The following is a 19,132-nucleotide window of genomic DNA, read 5'->3' as shown; positions in this document are numbered from 1 at the left end:
CAAAAGGACGCAATTATGGCTAATACACCTGTTATCGAGCTGACAAACGTTTCAAAAGTTTACGTCAGTGAAAATGTTGAAACACACGCACTTACTAACATCAATTTAAGTATTTACAAAGGGGACTATGTTGCAATAAGTGGGCCCTCAGGTTGTGGAAAATCTACACTGTTAAGTTTAATGGGCCTTTTGGATGACATCAGCTCGGGCTCATATAAAATTGAGGGTGTGGATACTCAAAGCTTGGACGCCGACACGCTTGCAGAGTTGAGAAACTTGCATATAGGCTTTATTTTTCAATCGTTTAATTTAATTGATGAGCTGTCGGTCTTTGACAATGTGGCTCTGCCTCTTATTTATCGAGAACAGCCTTTGAGCCAATCAGACATAACACAGCGTGTTAACCGCGCTTTGTCTCAAGTTGAAATAGATCATCGCGCCAACCATAAGCCCAATCAACTCTCTGGTGGCCAACAGCAGCGTGTTGCAATTGCAAGGGCATTGGCCGGAGAGCCCAGCATCCTCTTGGTTGATGAACCAACGGGTAATTTGGACTCTAAAAATGGTGATGCGGTCATGGCAATACTCGACTCGCTGAATGAGCAAGGCACTACTATTTGTATGGTAACACACGACCCGCGTTACGCAGGTTACGCGAAACAGCAAGTTAAGTTGTTGGATGGAGAGGTACTGCAAACTCAGTCTGAAGTGAACGACAGTGATAATGTGGCTGGAAAGAGGGAGATAGCATGAATACCATTCGGTTTTCCAATCAACTCAAATTGGCAATTCAGTCTCTTAGGCAAGCAAAAGGGTTTTCTGTTGCAATCATACTGACGTTATCACTTACGCTGGCATGTTTCTTTGTTGTGATGAGTTTATTCAGCAACTATTTTATCAAACCATTAAATGTAGAACATGAAGATCGCTTGGTTATTGTCGAGCAAGACAATGTATTTGCCGATAAAAACAGCCCGGGATATCAAAGCTTTCAATCTATAGAGCGATGGTACAAAACACAGCAAGTATTTGAAAAAGCAGCAGCGGTGAGTACTGGCCAAGAGATTGTTACCAACTTACCTGGTCAGCCAAAAATAGATGTAACCTATGCCACAGATGAGTACTATGAATTATTTAGAGTGCCAGTGATTCTCGGCCGACATATCGCAAATGTGCAGGTTTTAGATGAAAAAGTACAGGAGGTGATGATCTCTTACCAATTTTGGCAGCGCTACTTTGACGGAAGTGAACAGGCCATAGGTCAAAGTATAACGATGGAAGGGATGCAGTTTACCGTTGTTGGTGTGGTTGGACAAAATTTTAATGACCCGTTTATGTTCAATGATGGCAAAGCACAAATTTGGTTTAAATTCAGCGCAGATAGACGTTATTTTCGAGAGGACGAGCCAAGCCCTTGGTACAACTTATTTGGCACACTTAAATTAATAGGAGTTTTAAAGCCGGGCGAAACCAACGCTACTGCAAAAACCCATTTACACCAATCACTGCAAGAAATAAAAGCGCAATGGGTTGAGGGTTTCCCGAATATCGTAGACTTAGTGCCCATTGTAACGAGTTTTCGGAAAGCTGAATTGGGTGACAACAATAAACTTGCTATTTTGTTACTAGCTGGTGTAACCGGGTTGCTGTTAATTGCGCTTTTAAATGTCAGCAATTTATTTGTCTCTCGAGCTGTAGTTAAACACAAACAGCTTGCGCTTCAAGCCGTTTTGGGTGCGAAGCGTCGCGTCTTGTTTCAAAGCATTTTGTTGGAAACTTCGGTTTTAATGACCGCGTCTGTGCTGGTGGCATTGTTTTTAGCTGCATGGGGTATAAAGCTCTTTGTTTCTTTAAGTACTGGATTTTTGCCTTTGATAGCTGACTTATCATTGGACAGTACGGTATTGCTCAGTGCTTTACTCGTGTGTGTTTTATTAGCTTGGCTATTTGCATTTATCACAAGTCGCCTTATTAATTTTACCAAATTGCGCGCTCAGGTTCAGTCATCAGGCAAAGGGGCAGTCAGCCAAGTAAGCGCAACAACTGTGAAGGTGATGGTCGCCGTGCAGCTGTTTTTAGCTTCAACTTTGGTAATTGGCGCAACTATGGTGCTGAGCAAAACGCTGGAGACATTAAATCGCCCATTAGGTAGTAAAACCGAAAACTTCTATGCGGTGCACCTATTTATCCAAGATATGGAAGAAAGCATTGCTGAGCGCTATCGATTTATTGAAGCGTATAGAGAGGCGCTATACAAAATAGATGGCGTCGCGAAAGTGGCTCATGGCAGTAGCCCGGTGCAGTACAATACTCGAGCCAGTACAGTTACTGATATGGCAGGAAACGAAAGTGTGTTTATCCCTCAAGCTTGGGTTGGTATGGACTATTTTGATGTTACCGGATTAAAAATCATTGAAGGGCGTACGTTTAGTGAAGCGGCCATGCGTGGTGAAAAACATGAGTTTTTAGTGACTAAAGCAGTCAATGATTTACTCAAGCCTGGTGGTAGCTTGATTGGCGAAACTTTTATTAGCTTTGACCCCGACAACCCGGTAGAAGTGGTTGGCATAACAGAGAACTTTAATCATCCTAGATCATTCGGCAGACATCAAGGGCGGCATTTTTGGTGGGCTTCTCAACCTTTTGCTTTTCCATATATCGTCAAGATGGAAGAAGGGAAAAGTTTAAGCCGAGAGACTTTGTTTACAGCGGCTCGTAGTGTTGATCAACGCACAGGGATATGGCGCTTAACCAATTTGGAAAAGGAGTACGGGCTTATGACACACATGGAGCGGATCACTCGCAACTTATGTATTTTGCTCGCACTGTTTACGTTAGTGCTAGCGGGTGTTGGTATTTATGGTGTGTTAAGTTACAACCTAGGGTTACGTCGTTATGAATTAGGTATACGTATGGCTTTAGGTGCAAAAAGCAAAAGATTGTATCGACAACTATTTCAGGACACTATCCTACCTTTGGCACTTGCTTTCATCCTAGCTGTCCTAGTCTGTGTATTAGGTTACACGTTTTTTGTTGAGCAAATTAGCGACTATATGTTGGTTAATCCGCTGTGGTTGACTGCTGTGAGCGCAGGTATTGTTGTGTTTGCGTTATTCGCAACCCTATACCCGATGAGTAAAATATTGGGCGCGAAACCGATGGCTTCTTTGCGTCAAGAGTAATAGACAGTGGGCTTGGAAATAGATCCCAGGCCCACTTTCCAAACAATAATTGATAATTAGTAAGGAAATATGAAAACAGTTTTAATTGTCGATGATTTAATTGACGTTCGCCTCAGTGCGAGAATCGTACTTGAAAGTCATGGGTTTCATTGTTTAGAAGCCCAGCACCCGAGTGCCGCAATGACTTGCTTGGAGCAAAATCAAATAGATTTAATATTGCTGGATATGAATTTTAGCCAAGACACTACGTCAGGACAGGAGGGGTTGGCTTTTTTATCTAAATTGCAATCGCTCAACTACACCATCCCCGTTATCGTGATCACGGCATGGGCCAAAATAGACTTGGCAGTACAAGCTATGCAAAAGGGGGCTTGTGACTTTATTGAAAAGCCTTGGAAAAACGCGCGTTTATTAGAAGCTGTGCAAGGCGCAACAATACAGACTGATTTACTGCAAACCACGTCGACACAGTCACATTTTTTGGCTTTCAGCGCGCAGAGTAAACAACTTCTAGAAAAAGCGCAGCGCATTGCAAAAACGGAAGCGAATATATTGATCACCGGTGAAAACGGTACTGGAAAAAGCATGCTAGCTGAATATATTCATAATGAAAGTTTACGAGCAAGTCTCGAGATGATCAGTGTGAACATGGCAGCGATACCAGAGAACTTATTTGAAAGTGAGCTGTTCGGTCATAAAAAAGGGGCCTTTACAGATGCGAAAGAAAATCGTACTGGCCGGTTTACACTCGCCAATGACTCAAGTTTATTTCTAGATGAAGTTGGCTGTTTGCCCATCGCTTTGCAGGCAAAACTATTGCGAGTATTGGAAAGTGGAGAATATGAAGAAGTAGGGTGTTCGACATCAAAACGCAGCAATGCGCGAGTGATCTCTGCAACCAATGCTGATTTAAATAAGCTCATCGAGCAGGGGGAGTTTAGGCGTGACTTGTTATTTCGGCTCAATACCTTAGTGATAGAGCTACCGCCTTTGCGAGAACGCTTGGATGAAATAGCTGCGTTTGCTGAGCATTTCATTGCAAAACACATGAATAGATACGGTCGAACGGATGTATCGTTGAGTGAGCAAGCTTATAAAAAGCTGAAGTCTTATCACTGGCCAGGCAATATGAGAGAGTTATCTCATGTATTAGAGCGGGCGGTGATCATGGCGGATACTAATGTCATTCAAGCTCAAGATGTGCAAATTCAACCTGGTGACGAATCATTATTGCCATTGCCTTTGATGACATTAGAGCAAGCAGAAAAAAAACTGATCCTTAAGGCAATTGATCACTTTGATGGCAATGTTGTTAGAGCGGGAGAATTTTTAGGTTTGAGTAAATCAGCGATTTATCGTCGCGTGGATAAGTTTAACATTCAGGTAAAAGACTAAAGATGAAAACCCGGCCAGCCTCGTTGGAGGGCAGCCTAATTTGGTTGTTTTTCATACCTATATGCACCATAACATTGTTTGCTGTTTGGGCGTCCATTAGTTTGGCGTTGGATGCCTTGACGTCATTCACGCTAATATTGGTTGTCTTGTTGCCTAGTTTATTCGCGCTTTATAAAGCTTACCAGCGCATCTTTGGATGCTTAGATGGTGTTGCGGTGCAACTGGATGGATTGGCAAATGAAGAGTTTACCGTATGGCATTTAGCTAAGTATAAACAAGGGCGCGTTGCACAAATTAAAGTCGACCTCAAGACGATTGCTGAGCGCATGAAAAATAAACGGCAAGAGTATTTGCAGAATGAGACTTTTATCTTCGATTTTATCAACGAACTAGACTTGCCGATAGTGGTGCTCGATCATCACTATCATGTTTATCATCACAATCGAGCGGCTGAGACATTTTACCATGGTAAAAACATCACTGGGCTTAGTACCGCCCAGTTGAAGTTGGAGCAAGTGCAAGGTAGGTGGCAAACTTTAAAACAAAATCAAAGATTTAAAGTTGTTGAACACAGTTTGTACCGAGGCCAGAGAAAGTACCAATTGATGGTGTACGTATCCATAGAGCAATCACTGCGACGCAATGAGCAGCAAGCATGGCAAAAGCTTGTGCGAGTACTTAACCACGAAGTAAGAAACTCTTTGACGCCTATTTATTCAATGGCTCAGTCACTAAAAGAGTTATCGGACCAATCGAACGAAGAGCTCAGAGATACCATGTTGAATGTGATTGAAAAGCGCTCAGAGCATTTACTGAGCTTCGTTGCTAACTATTCGAAGTTGTCTCAATTACCTGTCCCACAAAAAAGCCACATCACAGCTTCTGGTTTATTGCTGCGTTTGCAGACGTTATTTCCTTCGGTTTGCGTAAAGCTTCTCTCTGGGCAAAATTTATCTTTATTTTGTGACGTTGAGCAATTGGAACAAGCACTATTGAATCTGGTCAAAAATGCGCAACAGGCCAATGAAGTAATAGGTTCTCAAAGGGTAGAATTGACATTGCGCTTACAAAATGAAGTTTGTCAAATTGACGTTTTAGACAATGGTGTAGGGATTAGCAATACTGACAATTTATTTACGCCTTTTTATTCAACAAAAGAGCAAGGTAATGGGATTGGTTTGGTACTGAGTAGAGAAATTATTCGTGCACAAGGTGGAGAATTGACCTTAAACAGCAGAACAGATGCTGACGGGGCTGTTGCACGTATCGAGTTACCAAATGAGCTTAAAGAATCTGGCATTGTTTTGTCTTAATAGTATATAGAACCGCGTATTTGGCCTAGAGCTAGATATTGATATAACTTGGCCAGTAGGAGCAAAAATGAAGCTTGCAGCAATTCGAATACCCTGTAAAAACCTCAATGATGCATATGCTTTTTATGCCGATAAATTACGGTTAACCGTGTTATTCGGATCGCCATCTGAAGGTTTTGTTGGCATGCAACTGCAAAACGTTCAGTTAATTTTGGAGCCAGAAGAACAAGGCGAGTTTGAATGTGGACGATATCTTGGCTTTAGTCTTGCAGTCGAAAACATAGATACCTTCTATAGAGAGGCTTCTAAGCGAGGTGTATCGTTCTCTAACGAGCCAGAAAAACAAAGCTGGGGCGGTATAATGACTCACATAAGTGACAACAGTGGAAATATCTTTTCGGTTATTCAGAGTTAAAAAGTAACTGTACTTTCAAGCAACAATACCAGCAGAACGTCAACATTATTCACGTCGCCCCTAAACTAGATAGAGTTAAATTTTTTTGGCTCTGCCTGTGAAGTGCTAAAAGTACATTGGTCAATCTTGGCTGACTTTTAATAGATGGATTGACGGCACAATGTATGTTTGTGCCATTGGCTCTAATAGGTGCTGCTTAAAGTTTTGGTGTGGCTTCAATATGTGATGTTAGTCTTGTTGCAACTTCACTTAAACCAGCGTTAATTGCTTTTAGTTCTGCTTTTCTCAATGTCTCGTTGAAATTTAACTCTTTAGCATCTCTATTTACAGTATATTGTTTGGTTGCAGTGAGTGTAAATGGCACAATTCCAGTTCTTGTGTCTATCAGCACAGCTTCAGTAGAGCAATATGAGCGCACTCGATCTTGTTCAAAAAGTCTTAGCTGTTTAAAGTTATCACATCCATTTTTGTAAACTAAGATAAGGTCCGCTTGATAGCGTGCTGCTGCTTCTCGTAAAAAGGGAACGGTTTTTTGTTGTGGTAACAATAATGTCGGTAGAAAAGAAGCGTCGTAAATCCTATGTGAGCTTTTGAGCTTATCAATAAAGTGCGTAATCATTTCATTGTCTATTTGTACGAATTCTTGTGAGTTCATTCGTGAATTATTTTTGGTCGATAAATTAACAATGGCGATGCGATTAATTTGAGGCAATGAAATTTGATGGGCAAGGGCATTTTTGATTTGAGCATCGCTCATACTGGGGCCGTCATTCGGAAACAAGCTCACAGTTGATTGTGGCGCATTGGTTTCCACCTGATAGTCTGATGGCCTGTGTGTAGAGGATGTAGAGCAACCTGACGCAAGTAATGCACCCAGAACAAGAGCTATATATTTCATTGTTTTCCATAATTTTAATTTATAATCTCCTCACATTATGTCGGCAGCTTTCTTAATGACAGATTAATCTGTCATTAAGAAAGTAATCTTGCAGTTCGGTGGCTGAACATACTAAATAAGACGTAAGGGCTGAAAGAGTTTAGCCAATCACAGGAGGCAACACACTTTATACATTTTTGATTACAGCTCACATTGCGTTTCTTTACGCTTTTTCATCATTTCTTTGATAGCTTTGTTCAAGTTTTCTTTTTTTACGTAACGCTCAGGAAGTGCTTGTATCGTGTATATAAAATCACCCGTGTTCCAATCAATTGCATCATCGATAAATTGTGGGCTGATCACAGCAACCTTGAGTTGCGGATCCAGTCGTTTCAACGCATCAACGGTACCAAGATGATAATTACTATGAAATGCACCATTAAAATGAACAACTTGGTTTGCTGGGTTTGATTTGAGTGCCTTGTAAATAGACTCTGCCATTGTATTATCGCGAGCTAGTTGGGCGTAAAAACTATTACTTAGCTTTATCGGACCTGACTTTTTATTTGTTTTTGGAGCATGATGACTCATTGCCTCAATAAACTTGTCTTGATATGCCTGTGAGCTGGTGGTGATATCTTTTGCAACCCAGTTTTGGTGCTGTTTATCAAAGGTATTTATATATTCCGGCCCTTTGCGCGCGACGCAACGCACGACGCTCAATGGCGTATTGGCTGCGACAGTGGTCAGTTTGTATTGTTTGGCGAATTCAACCAAGGGCCGATAGTCACTTTGGTAGTTATCCCACGCATTGGCTTGTTTTATCAGAGTCTGCTCTCCAATTTCATTTTTTATGTACTGCTCCAGCACATATTGTTTATCGCGTGTGAACTGCTCAAAACTCAGTGTTAAGTTTGGATTTTGGCGATATATCAAGGGCAGTATATTGGCTTGAAGGCGGTGAGAAGCACTGTGGGTGTGATATTCGCCCACAAAGATAACGTCCGCGTTGTTTAGGTGTGATACGAGCTTTTTAATATCGATTTGCTGCTTTTTATTTGCATCATATAAAGTGTAGTCGTGCAGCGTGACAATGCTGTGTGAGAGCGTTTTATCTTGGTTCGTGGTAACGCAACCTTGCATCAAAAACGTTGAAGTGGATAGCAATAGTGCTGCTTTTAAGTGCATTGTTTGTATCATGAAAATTCCGATATTCTAATAAACTCTTGAAACCAATATTCAATTGAACTCCATTATAATGATAACCGTTCTCATTACGGGTGTCGAGCTTGGCTGGTTGTGCGGTTATGCCGTTGCTGTCTACATAAGTTATTTAAAATTAATAACTTAATATCTCTAGGCGGTAGAATTTACATTATTCTATTAAAATAGGGATTTAAAATTTTGAAAAACGCTTTATTATCGTCGCTACTTCTGTCGACACTTGCCTACAGCAATGCTTCATTTTCTGAAGAGTATGATATTACAAAGGACTTTAACTATGCATCGCCGTACAACAGTGTATGGACCTTCGGTTGGCAGCCTAAAGATTTTTCGTCATTTACTTTGTATCCCAATCAGGTAGATACAGGACAAATTCATCATTGGTTTGATGACGCAATTGATAGGGGTTACACACCCAATGTGGGGTTCAATTATTCTAATGTCGTAAAGTACGGTATTGCGCCTCAATCTCTATCTTTGCACCCTGGGCCAAAAGGTGAAGTTGCCGTCGCGCGATTTACATCTCCAGCGGGAGCTGACTATGCAATTGATGGTGCATTTCTAGCTGGAGATTCAGGCTCTATGACCGTAGCAATTAGAGTGAATGGTAGTTCGGTGTGGTCAAAAGCAAATGCCGGGGCATTTTCATTTGATGATTTAGCATTGCAACAAGGTGACACTGTTGATTTTGTGGTATACGGTGGCTGGAGCTACGGTAGCACCGGGTTGGAAGTTAAAATCAACGAGAATAATGCGATTTATGTTGATCATGAGTCGATTTCGGATCTTAATGAGAATGGGGCTGATGAACTACTTTTGCTGAGAAAGCGCAACTCAGGTACCGTACAAGTTGTTGTCAAAGATTCAATAACTCATGACACTTTGTCGAAAGTAGAGTTCGCTTCTAAGGATTATCAGCCTATCAGTGTCTCACCAGTCAAGCCCAGCCTTGACAGCACTGTGCCTAATATATCTGTTCTTTTGAAAAGTAACACGTCAAATCAGCATATCTTGGAAGTGCGCGAGTTGTATTCTGGTACGCTGGTCAGTCAAAAAACACTCTAAATCATTGTCCTAAACTGCAAAATAGCTTATCGATCAAAAGTCGTTAAGCTATTCGAAATAGGCCTGAATTGTCTTTTTCTACTCTCGTCAAAGTTGAGCCTATCTTAGTCGAGCAATTTGCAACTTCATTAAGTGGAGCTTAGACCGCCCACTTTACATCGTGTAGATCGCAGTTATTTCGCTGCACTGAACAGCTATTCGAAAATAGTTTTTATATAACCAATAATATTATAGTGATACAGCCTCGATTCAATCTTGTATTTTGTGGAAATTGGGATTATCCCTTCATAACCTTATTAAATTAATTTTTGCTTTTTTCTTATGTTTATTTTCTAAAAAAATCAACTGCATATGAAATGATTGTGGATTTTCAAACCTTATATTTTTCAATTCATTATTACTTTGGTTGACTTTTGTGTGAGGGAGCTGGCATTTTATTTTCGCCACTATTGCTGCGCACTGTAAAAGGTATAATGGAGTAGCAATGGGGTGGTTAAAATTAAGTTTTATAGCACTGTTTAAATTTTGTTGTTCAACTCCAGCCTAGCTGCATTAAATCATGCGGCCACTTTAGGGGTGGTGTTATTTAAATTTGCTATGCCTTTTAATCTTTAAATAAAAATAATGAATTAAAAATATTAAAGGATGATATATAAAATGAAAAAACTTACTTTACTTGCAGCATTGGGTTTGGGTATGGCAAGTGTATCAGCACAAGCCGCTGTGGTTGAATGTTTGATAAGTGGTACACCTACACCTCAAGAGTTTACGCCTCAGTTTTGCTCTAGCCAAGCTAGCTCACCTGCGACCGAGGTCATATTTAGGCTTACGTCGAGTAAGCCAATCGCAGAAGTAACGTGGAATTATAGTGGTACTTCTGGCCGTTGGGATTGCAGAAAAGGGCAATACTGTGTATTTAGCAATAGCACAAGAGAGCCAAGTGGCAGTGCAGAAGCATGCGCAACACGTGTTCTCTACAAAGATGGTACATGGGAAAACTTAAACTCTTGTGCATACGGCATGTTTTGGTATGGCAGCGGTCCTGTGATCACGCCGTTCACACATGATGTAACTGAAGAGCAATTAAACGCAAGTTCAGAACAATTTTAATTGAGTTAAATACATAGACTTATTTGTTTAATTTATAGAATAAAAACAGTGCTTTATAGTGCTGTTTTTTTGTTCTTTATATTTTAAATTGCTTGTTGGTTTTTATATTTTAAATGCTTTTTAATAATTGATTTATACTGGTTCTTAATTGTTAGAAAAATACCATGTCATCATTATCATCAGACAAATCTTTTTCAACTGTGATAGATTCGAGATCGTCAACCAACTCATTCAGCAAACTAAGGCTTTTGTCATCTTCTCGTTCTTTTAAATGCTCTTTTATTTCTTGAATGATTGAGTCCATATGTTGTAGTTTAGCTATTTCATTTAATCGAATATCAATAGCTTCAACAACATAGTGAAATATATCGACCAAAGACCCTTTACTATAGCTATCAGTAGGCATATTTTTAACAATAAGCTCCGCTTGCTGATATTTAAAAAATGTAGATTGACCAAATGATTGAACATTGGCGCTGTTTACTTCTAAATCGTTAAATAGCTCAAGCTCCATATCACAAATTGCTTCATCATTATTTTTAAAGTGATACTCAGTTCCGTCGGTTAGCTTCAGACGCGCAATGTAGTCTAGTTCCCAACTTTCCATTAATGAGGATAAATAGCCAGAAAATTTGCTGATATCATTGAGATTGAGACATTGACGATAGAAGTGAATAAGGGCATTGTGATCTAACTGCGTTCTAAATGTTCTATCAGTTTGAACTTTAGAATCGTTTTTCGCGTGTTTTAGTGCGAGTAGACGATTAGCTTGATAATCCAGTAAGCTATCCAGCTTTAGTTTTAACAGCTCTTTTGAAATGTCTTTTTGAATATAATTCTCTGCGCCAGCCTCAAAGGCACGAAGTCGCCACTCCAAATCTGTTTCTCCACTAATGAACACTGTGATAGTGTCTTCCTTTTTCGGGGTATTTATACATCGACAAAACTCAATGCTGTCGCCATCTGGTAAATAAAGATCGAGTAGGTAGATGTCGAACTGCTGTGTTTTAATGGCCTCATTAGCGGCCTGTAGGTTTTTACACCAAGTAAATTGTGCTTTATCGCTACCTAACAGTTGTATTAGCTTTGCGTAGACATGATTATCTTCGACTAGGAGCACAGAGAATTTTTTCATGGTGGTCTGCCTATCGGCATCGTTTCGTTAAGTCTTGATATGTAAGTATGTGCGTCAATACGCCAAACGCAATATTTTAGTTTAGACGCTAAAATATTGCGTTTAAGTCTACAGGTCATTTTCCTTGTTAAATAAGTTGGTTTTATTTGTAACATTTGTGTGTTTTTCACGGTCTGCATGATAGCGCAAATTAAAATAAGGAAAATCAACATGTTTGAGCTACTCACTGATGTGATAAGAAACTTTTATATTTTAAGTTTGGCTTTGGCGGGTATATTGTGTTTGTTACTTCTGCTTTCTAAAACGAAAACGCTCGCATGCAGCCTTTTGAGCATATGGATAATGTTATTTATGGCGGAGCTAGCGCAAGTCGCTTTCGTCATGACCGATTTCATGACTTATGAGAACTATGTATCTTTTGACCCCTTCTATGGGCTAGTTTTTTATTTCTATGTGCGCTTTCATATAGAAGCTAGAAAAGTCTCTTTCGAAGATGTTTTTCACCTATTGCCTGTTTTTGCAAGTTACCTGTTTAGCATGACCTGGGAATTCTGCTTTGGTGTGATATGTGCGTTATCTTATGCCGTGTATATATTGCGTTACCTGAATTCTCATAAAACAAAAATATCTTTTTCAGGAACGGGTCGCCAATATGATAATTATGCTTGGTTAGTTTTTATGGCCCGTTTTCAGCTGATATGTTGGGTGTTTACGTTATTATTACTATCTGTAAATGATATTTTTTCCATACCTATTAGCAAGCTGATCACACTTGCCAGCTATATTCCTATGAGTTTTTGGTTGTTTTATTTGTCTTACTTCAATCAAATAAAACCACTTTATGTACAAGGCGTATTGGCAGAGCCGATAGCGAAGGCACAGGCAATAAACTCACATCAAAATGAGCAAATAGTTCATCAGTTAAAACTGTCGATGCGAACTGACAAGCTGTTTTTAAACCCTCAGTTAAGTATTTCGGAACTAGCGGAACATATTGATGCCACGACTGCTGAGGTGTCCAATACACTCAATATGCACCTCAAGATGAATTTTTATGACTTTGTAAACCGATATCGCGTTGATGAAGCAAAGTTGCTGCTGTGTAATACGCAGCATAAGGTTCTAGCTGTGGCCTTTGATGCGGGATTTAATAGCAAGTCCACGTTTAATAAGTTGTTCAAATCCTATACTGGGTTAACGCCGAGTCAATTTCGCAAAGAAAAGTGCGGTTTGTTTGATGATGACAAGGGCAGTGGGTACCGTCGTGAGCTTAGCCATCTTTTAGTTGAATAATTTGAGTGGTCTAAAAAATAAGCCATCTTTAGGGATGGCTTAGACCGAACAATGATATAGATTGTGCCTAATAAACTTATTGATTTGAGAAGTAGTTACTTCCCGCTCTGTAGTCGTGCTTGCCAGATGTAGCGCGTTTGAACCCGCCTGCAACTGTTGAAGCTTCACCATTTGCTTCATTGAAGCGCCCGCCCAAGACGACCGCAGCAGCATTGCCTGATTTGTTGTCACTTCCGCCTACGACAACTGCATATGGCGCGTTAGCGGTTGTTTGGTTGAATTGACCACCACTGATAGAAGAGGCGATACCGTAGGCCGTATTGTGACGACCACCAACGATGCTTGCCAGTGGCGCATAAACTCTGTTTGATTCGCCACCCGAAATACTCGCCCATGTTGCATCGGAGTAGATGGTGTGATTAGTGCCGCCAAATATGACGCCATGATTTGCTTCAACAGTGTGATTACTGCCAGACATTATTGCCGATGCATTACCACTGATCTGGTTGTTTGCGCCAGCAATCACGGCAGATTGACCTGTTACGGTGTTGTTTTGTCCCGTAAGTAGTGCGCCAGTAGATTGAAAGCTGTGGCCATCGCCTAAAATCACGTTGTGAGAGCCGCTGTGGTCAAGTTGCGGCGTTTGACTTCCATAGCGCACTGCATTGTATCCGAGAATTAAATTTCCGACGGCGTTGGCTGTGCTGACGCCATTTTTCTTATGTGTATAACCTGTACCATTTGAAATATGTAAGTTGCAGCCATCAATAACTAAAGTATTACCAACTTTAGTCATACACTGTAGGATGGCGCGCAGTGCTTGCTCCTCATTGATAGGGTCGTGGTCGTGTGAACTGGCAATAGTTGCGCTGCTCAGCAGGCTAAGGCTCATTAGTAGTACTGATTTTTTAAAGTTAAACATGTTGTAGCTCCAAAATATTTTTTATTAGATTATTTTTCTGAGAAGAAGTAGCCAGCTTGAAAGTCATCTTGGCCATTAACAGTTCTACTAAGACCGCCACCGATACTCGAGGTGAAACCATTGGTGCGATTGAACTCACCACCTAAAACAGCACTGAGCTCGCCATTGGCCTCATTATTACGGCCGCCGGTGATACTGGAGCTTGGACCCTGAGTAAAATTATTTTGTCCGCCTAAAATCATAGAGCTTTGACCTGTTGCTGTATTGTTTTCACCACCATAAATAGAAGCAAAGAAGTTACTTGCAGTATTGGATTTACCTCCAGCAATCAACGCAAAGTTATGAAAAGCAGGCGTGTGATTTTCTTGACCGCCTAATATCACCGAGAAGCTTGACTCAGCAACGTTTGACTCGCCACCCCAGACTGCGCTATGAAAGCCTGATACATGGTTATTTGCGCCTGCAACTGAGGTTGAGTTTGCAAAGGCAGCGTTGTTGTCACCTGCAATTACAGAGCCCACGGAGGTATACTGGTGACCATCTCCGATCACAAGGTTGTGCGAGCCTGTCGCAACTCGCTGCGAAGGTAGGGTCTGCGCGTTATAACCAATAATGACATTTCCTTTGCCATTTTTTTCTACGTTACCCGCAGAGCCGTTAACAACTTGAACATCACATCCTCTTACTACCAGCGTGTTGTCTACTCTTTCCAAACAAGAAAGAATGTCAATTAAAGCTGTTTGTTCTTGCTCAGTAAGCGCTGCATGGGCATTTACAGAAGCTGCCGATAGCGCGATAAAAGCGAATTTAGATAGTGTTTTCATTTTAGTTATCCTTCTAATTTATTTTTTAGTCGTTTGAGTTGGTTGCGTCAGCTCGATATGGGTCTTGAGAGTTGAAGACGCCAGCTCTGAATTCGTGATCTGTTGTTGTCTGGCGCTCAGCTCCACCTGCAATGGTTGAACGGAACCCTTTTGCGATGTTGTTTTGCCCACCTAATATGGTGGCTGCTTCTCTGGCTGCTGTGTTGAATCGACCACCAGCAATTACAGTTTGTTGTACAGTTGCAGTATTGTCTTCACCACCAAGGATGTTGGCTTGTAGTGCTTTCACTACTTTATTTCTTACACCGCCTGCAATAGTGCTGTATTGACCGTCTAGATCATTGTGTTGTCCGCCCAAAATAACCATAGCATGGGAGAATTGGTCAGAAATTGTATTACTGTTGCCTCCTAAAATTCCGCTTTGAAAAGCTAAGTTTTTATTGCCCAAACCACCTGCAATTGTACTTCTAGATGCGTTGCGACCCTCTGCTAACCCGCTAGAACCAGTTACAAAACTAGAGGGGGAGTGAACGGTATTGTTCGTCCCAGCAATGAAAGATCCAGAACGTGTATAGGTATGGCCATGGCCAATTACTAAGTTATGAGAGCCAGAGGTAGAAGCTGTAGGGGCTGATGGGGCAGAAGCACCATTATTGTAGCCAATGATTAAGTTGCCTGTACCATTGTTTGAGCTAGTCTCACCAAGTCCATTGGTGATTTGCAAATTACAGCCATGAATATGGACTGTGTCATTCGACTGCGATAGACAGCCGAGTATGCTTGATAACTTTGCCTGCTGATCTGGTGTGAGGTGATGGGCACTTGCAGTGATAGAAATGCAGGACAGTCCAGTTACAATGGCCATTTTTTTAAATGTGTTCATTTTAATTACTCCGATTTTAGGTTTTTCTACTTAGCTAATGTCATTAAAAAATGATTAGCTTGTTGAGTAGGTGTGCTTGTTTGCTAAGCACTGGAGCCACTTTATCGAGATAGTTTGAGCTGAGCGTCCATGTTTATTTAAATGGACCCTTTAATTACATTATTTTTTTAATTTATTGATTTTAAAGGTTAGATCTTAGGTGTGTATTAATGTGGACTAAAAATAGAGACTTTCCATAATATATTTGGCTGGCTTTATATAGAAACCCTTGGTTAAAGTAAGAAGTGAGTAGTCAAAAGGAGTAATTATGATTAGACCTGATTTTCTATATCTCACGTGCATAGTTGGAATTTCATTCAATACATCGGCGACACCTAGTTTTTCAGACTTTAGTGATAGGGTAGATATACCGAGTGCTAAATCGGTAGCGATTGAAAATACAACACAAAGCCGTTTTAACGACTATTTAGACATCAAGCATCATCAAAGCAACTCTATCGGTGCTGTGTATTCAGTGCTTACACCCGATGAGCAGATAAAATATAAGTATCAAAAAGGCATTTTACGCAGAACAGTCACGTTTGAGTCCCTGCATAAACAAACTTACGATGTTACAACCTCATCTGGCCAAGTAGAGAAGCATACATACTATATTTTCTGGGAATAAGGGGCTGTGGCAGAGGCTGTACCAAAAAAGCGATTTGCTGTTAAGGCCAGTTAAGCAGCAAACCGCATAAAAGTTAGATTAAGTTAAGCTTAATCACATCCTTTTTGAATAGATGTTGTCCACACTCTAACTACAAAGTCATTGTAGTCATTGTCATTTTGATCTTCCCAATACTGTTTATCACCGTAAGCTGAATAATTGGTAGTCAGCTGGTTACTATTTCCATTGATTGCCAAAACGTAGTTGTAGTTGGCGCCGACAAGTACATCATAGCTACCTGAACCACCATACTCATCAAGCAATTTCACATAACTGCCATTAACCTGCACGCCCCAATCATTGTTATATGCGGCACTTTCACTGATAAATTGATAGTTGATCCGGGTGTAATCGTCAGGGACACATGCTGGATCATTGTCCAAAACAGTGCCAGGTAAAGAGGCTGAGCCAGTTACATTTTGATCGGCCGTAGCCTGAAGGGTAAATGTCTCGTTATCCTCATGATCTTGGTCATCAAGCGCATTTACAATGATACTTGCTGTTGTATCACCACTGGCAATAGTGACGCTGCTAGCACTCAAACTAACATCGCTCGCACTAGTTGACCCGTGGACTATGTTTAGATCAATCGTAACGTCTTGATAGTAGTCATTGCTTAGAGTGACTTGATACTCCAACTGACCACCTTCATTGGCTGAGTCTGTTATCGCTTCTAATGTAAATGATGGCAGTGGATCTGTTTCGCAAGTCGGCGTGGTATAGCAGGCAACCGCGTTGTCTGTATTTGTCGCTAAATCGTTAAGACGAACTGGAACTGTGGCTAACAGGCAGGTATTACCAGACTGGGGGTTTAATTTATATAATTTTGATTTGTTGACATGACCATAGTCATTAATTAGCGTGCGGCTGACCACGATTTCACCAGCTTGGTTCAACGTAGCACCCGTTGCGGCTGTCAACGAGTGATTTGCGAGTTTAGTCACGTCATAAGTGTTTCTGTCTATTTGATAAACAGATCGGCTGGTGATCAAGTAGAGGTTGCCGTCTTGAATAACCAAGTCACCTCTAAATTTACCTTTCAGTGATCCTAAAGCACCTAGCTCAGTTGCAGCTCCAGAGTTTTTATTAATTTGGTACAACTTTTTAAAGTCAGTTCCAAGCAACACATCGTTATCCGCATCATACACAAGACTGAGTACCTGACTTGTCCTGTCAACGATAGTATGTGAATTGGTGTTAAAGTCATAATACGCTAAACGCAAGTACTTGAAACGACTTCCTTCTATCGGCAAGTGTTCCTTTTGCTCTGCGGTGAGTGCCAATCCGCTAACGTCCACCTTGTATTCGATGGGTCTTGGCGCAGAGATGTAGTACATTCGTTTGCTTTGACTATCATAAGCAAGCGCTGAAGCACTAAATTCGGCGAGGGTTTGTGCATATGCACTGTTGTTTTGCTCATTTAAGCCAAATAAGATCCCCACATCGCCACGACCAGCGTTGATGCCAAACAGTTCACCGTGACAGGTGTTGGCAAACCCGAGGGAGGGCAATGACGCAGTTGCGAGGGTTAAAATGGTTAGTGATGTTTTTAGCATGGTAACAAACTCTGTTCGGTTTATCCTAAGCAAGCTAATACAACACAAAGTAATCACACATCTACGTCCACTGTACGACGTGCATTCTTAGTCCTTCGAGACAGACGCTTCCATTATTATCTTTGCAATCTAATTGTATCATGTCTCCTTATGAACAAAATTGCAACAATAAATTACGACAAATGGATGAAAATTATATCTGACTATTTGTTTTTCTGAGATTCCAAATAGTTAGGCAAGAGTTCGTCAACAATTAATTTTGCCGGTAATGTGTAGCGCACGCCCTGAAACATCACTGAAGTATGTTCATCTATGCCAGTGATGCCTGTTAGTGTCCAACCTTCCCCTTTTTCCGGGCAAAGTACCTTGGTAGTGGGGGGGATGACTTTAAATTCTGAGTTTTTTTCCGCCATATTTTTTTCTTCACTGGACTTTCAAATAAGATGGGGTAGTTTATACCAAAATAATAAAAAATCGACCAATTAAACCCAATGGAACTACTAACACAGAGACTTACATTGCGCGTGGTTTCTTATCGAGACAGCAATGTACTATTGCAGATCTTAAATCATCCTAAAGTGAGCCATTACAATGACTATGGCAAATCACTGACCCTACAGGATATCAAAGCAATGATCCAAAGCGATTTGGAGCTGTTTTACCAAGGCATTGGTGTGCGCTTTATACTATTGAAAGAAGGGAGTGTAATTGGGTCGATAGGGCTGTTTGACTATCAACAGAGCAGTGCTGAAATATCTATGGGTTATGAGTTATCACCGGAGCATTGGAATCAAGGCTATATGAGAGAAGCTGCAACTTGCTTAATTAACTCGCTGCATCATATCTTACCGAAAGCGCTAATTGCACAAGTTAACGCGAAAGTTGCGCCAAAGAATGTTCGGAGTATTAATCTTCTCAAATATTTAGGCTTTGAACTCAAGCAAGATAAATATAGGTTAAACTTGAGTTAAAAGCCTTTTTAATATTTATAAGCCTTTTTTGCTGTATAACGTAACGCGATCTGACACCAGAGTCACAGTGATATTTTTGGTCTCGTTACCCCAAACACAATTAGTGTGCAGCGTCTTTTCTTCACATGAGTCTGCAGAACCGAGTACTTGTTCCAATTCAGCTCGTTCCATACCTACGGATATTTTTTCATAATTTTCTATGTTCACTTTTGAACATGCTGTAAGTGAAAGCAAAGCAAGCATAACGCAAAATTTTTTCAT

General features: G+C 40.7%; 19 protein-coding genes. 10 read left to right on the top strand and 9 right to left on the bottom strand.

Features of this window, described 5'->3' with window-relative positions; translation table 11 throughout:
• Positions 1 to 15: 15 nt before the first annotated feature.
• The 5 genes from J8M00_RS19925 to J8M00_RS19905 all read left to right on the top strand — a co-directional run bounded on the left by J8M00_RS19925 (position 16) and on the right by J8M00_RS19905 (position 6,305).
• Positions 16 to 753, top strand: coding sequence for an ABC transporter ATP-binding protein (locus tag J8M00_RS19925; protein ID WP_211012249.1), 738 nt, complete (start codon positions 16 to 18; stop codon positions 751 to 753).
• On the top strand, positions 750 to 3,182 hold the full coding sequence (locus tag J8M00_RS19920) for an ABC transporter permease (RefSeq protein WP_211012248.1): 2,433 nt from the start codon (positions 750 to 752) through the stop codon (positions 3,180 to 3,182). Before J8M00_RS19925 ends, J8M00_RS19920 begins: the two co-directional genes overlap by 4 nt.
• A 69-nt stretch (positions 3,183 to 3,251) precedes the next feature.
• Positions 3,252 to 4,577: a sigma-54-dependent transcriptional regulator gene (locus tag J8M00_RS19915; RefSeq protein ID WP_211012247.1), complete on the top strand. Its 1,326-nt coding sequence runs from the start codon at positions 3,252 to 3,254 to the stop codon at positions 4,575 to 4,577.
• A 2-nt stretch (positions 4,578 to 4,579) separates the two neighbouring features.
• The gene (locus J8M00_RS19910) at positions 4,580 to 5,890 is read left to right on the top strand and encodes a sensor histidine kinase (protein ID WP_211012246.1); all 1,311 of its coding nucleotides are present in this window, start codon (positions 4,580 to 4,582) and stop codon (positions 5,888 to 5,890) included.
• Positions 5,891 to 5,957: 67 nt separating this feature from the next.
• On the top strand, positions 5,958 to 6,305 hold the full coding sequence (locus J8M00_RS19905) for a VOC family protein (RefSeq protein WP_211012245.1): 348 nt from the start codon (positions 5,958 to 5,960) through the stop codon (positions 6,303 to 6,305).
• A gap of 196 nt (positions 6,306 to 6,501) precedes the next feature.
• Here J8M00_RS19905 and J8M00_RS19900 read toward each other — a convergent pair whose 3' ends face one another.
• Both J8M00_RS19900 and J8M00_RS19895 read right to left on the bottom strand, forming a co-directional pair.
• Positions 6,502 to 7,203, bottom strand: coding sequence for a hypothetical protein (locus tag J8M00_RS19900; protein ID WP_211012244.1), 702 nt, complete (start codon positions 7,201 to 7,203; stop codon positions 6,502 to 6,504).
• Positions 7,204 to 7,383: 180 nt separating this feature from the next.
• A complete protein-coding gene (locus J8M00_RS19895; RefSeq protein ID WP_211012243.1) occupies positions 7,384 to 8,382 on the bottom strand; it encodes a ChaN family lipoprotein in 999 nt (332 codons plus the stop codon).
• Between the two features lie 204 nt (positions 8,383 to 8,586).
• Between J8M00_RS19895 and J8M00_RS19890 the strand changes: the two genes are divergently transcribed.
• Both J8M00_RS19890 and J8M00_RS19885 read left to right on the top strand, forming a co-directional pair.
• Complete coding sequence (locus J8M00_RS19890) at positions 8,587 to 9,471, top strand: hypothetical protein (protein WP_211012242.1); 885 nt, start codon at positions 8,587 to 8,589, stop codon at positions 9,469 to 9,471.
• A gap of 657 nt (positions 9,472 to 10,128) precedes the next feature.
• Positions 10,129 to 10,581 (top strand): hypothetical protein, encoded by a 453-nt coding sequence (locus J8M00_RS19885; protein ID WP_023398324.1) that lies wholly within the window; start codon positions 10,129 to 10,131, stop codon positions 10,579 to 10,581.
• Positions 10,582 to 10,732: 151 nt separating this feature from the next.
• Here J8M00_RS19885 and J8M00_RS19880 read toward each other — a convergent pair whose 3' ends face one another.
• On the bottom strand, positions 10,733 to 11,716 hold the full coding sequence (locus J8M00_RS19880) for a response regulator (protein WP_211012241.1): 984 nt from the start codon (positions 11,714 to 11,716) through the stop codon (positions 10,733 to 10,735).
• A 210-nt stretch (positions 11,717 to 11,926) separates the two neighbouring features.
• Here J8M00_RS19880 and J8M00_RS19875 point away from each other — a divergent pair, with 210 nt between their 5' ends.
• Positions 11,927 to 13,009, top strand: a complete 1,083-nt coding sequence (locus J8M00_RS19875) for a helix-turn-helix domain-containing protein (RefSeq protein ID WP_211012240.1) — start codon at positions 11,927 to 11,929, stop codon at positions 13,007 to 13,009.
• Between the two features lie 76 nt (positions 13,010 to 13,085).
• Here J8M00_RS19875 and J8M00_RS19870 read toward each other — a convergent pair whose 3' ends face one another.
• The 3 genes from J8M00_RS19870 to J8M00_RS19860 are packed head-to-tail and all read right to left on the bottom strand — an operon-like array spanning position 13,086 to position 15,638.
• The gene (locus J8M00_RS19870; protein ID WP_211012239.1) at positions 13,086 to 13,931 is read right to left on the bottom strand and encodes a hypothetical protein; all 846 of its coding nucleotides are present in this window, start codon (positions 13,929 to 13,931) and stop codon (positions 13,086 to 13,088) included.
• A gap of 29 nt (positions 13,932 to 13,960) precedes the next feature.
• Positions 13,961 to 14,755, bottom strand: coding sequence for a hypothetical protein (locus tag J8M00_RS19865; RefSeq protein ID WP_211012238.1), 795 nt, complete (start codon positions 14,753 to 14,755; stop codon positions 13,961 to 13,963).
• Between the two features lie 25 nt (positions 14,756 to 14,780).
• Complete coding sequence (locus tag J8M00_RS19860; RefSeq protein ID WP_211012237.1) at positions 14,781 to 15,638, bottom strand: hypothetical protein; 858 nt, start codon at positions 15,636 to 15,638, stop codon at positions 14,781 to 14,783.
• Between the two features lie 307 nt (positions 15,639 to 15,945).
• On the opposite strand from J8M00_RS19860, the gene J8M00_RS19855 reads away from it, so the two are divergent.
• Positions 15,946 to 16,305, top strand: a complete 360-nt coding sequence (locus J8M00_RS19855) for a hypothetical protein (protein ID WP_211012236.1) — start codon at positions 15,946 to 15,948, stop codon at positions 16,303 to 16,305.
• 89 nt (positions 16,306 to 16,394) lie between these two features.
• Here J8M00_RS19855 and J8M00_RS19850 read toward each other — a convergent pair whose 3' ends face one another.
• Together J8M00_RS19850 and J8M00_RS19845 are read right to left on the bottom strand one after the other, a co-directional pair.
• Positions 16,395 to 17,900 (bottom strand): hemolysin, encoded by a 1,506-nt coding sequence (locus tag J8M00_RS19850; RefSeq protein WP_211012235.1) that lies wholly within the window; start codon positions 17,898 to 17,900, stop codon positions 16,395 to 16,397.
• 203 nt (positions 17,901 to 18,103) lie between these two features.
• Positions 18,104 to 18,313 (bottom strand): hypothetical protein, encoded by a 210-nt coding sequence (locus J8M00_RS19845; RefSeq protein ID WP_211012234.1) that lies wholly within the window; start codon positions 18,311 to 18,313, stop codon positions 18,104 to 18,106.
• A 78-nt stretch (positions 18,314 to 18,391) separates the two neighbouring features.
• Between J8M00_RS19845 and J8M00_RS19840 the strand changes: the two genes are divergently transcribed.
• The gene (locus tag J8M00_RS19840; protein WP_211012233.1) at positions 18,392 to 18,871 is read left to right on the top strand and encodes a GNAT family N-acetyltransferase; all 480 of its coding nucleotides are present in this window, start codon (positions 18,392 to 18,394) and stop codon (positions 18,869 to 18,871) included.
• A gap of 15 nt (positions 18,872 to 18,886) precedes the next feature.
• Here the strand turns inward: J8M00_RS19840 and J8M00_RS19835 are convergent, their stop codons facing one another.
• Positions 18,887 to 19,132, bottom strand: coding sequence for a DUF3862 domain-containing protein (locus J8M00_RS19835; RefSeq protein WP_211012232.1), 246 nt, complete (start codon positions 19,130 to 19,132; stop codon positions 18,887 to 18,889).

It is taken from the genome of Pseudoalteromonas luteoviolacea, assembly GCF_018100925.1.
Taxonomy (GTDB): Bacteria; Pseudomonadota; Gammaproteobacteria; order Enterobacterales; family Alteromonadaceae; genus Pseudoalteromonas; species Pseudoalteromonas obscura.
This window is presented reverse-complemented; position numbering and strand designations above follow the sequence as displayed.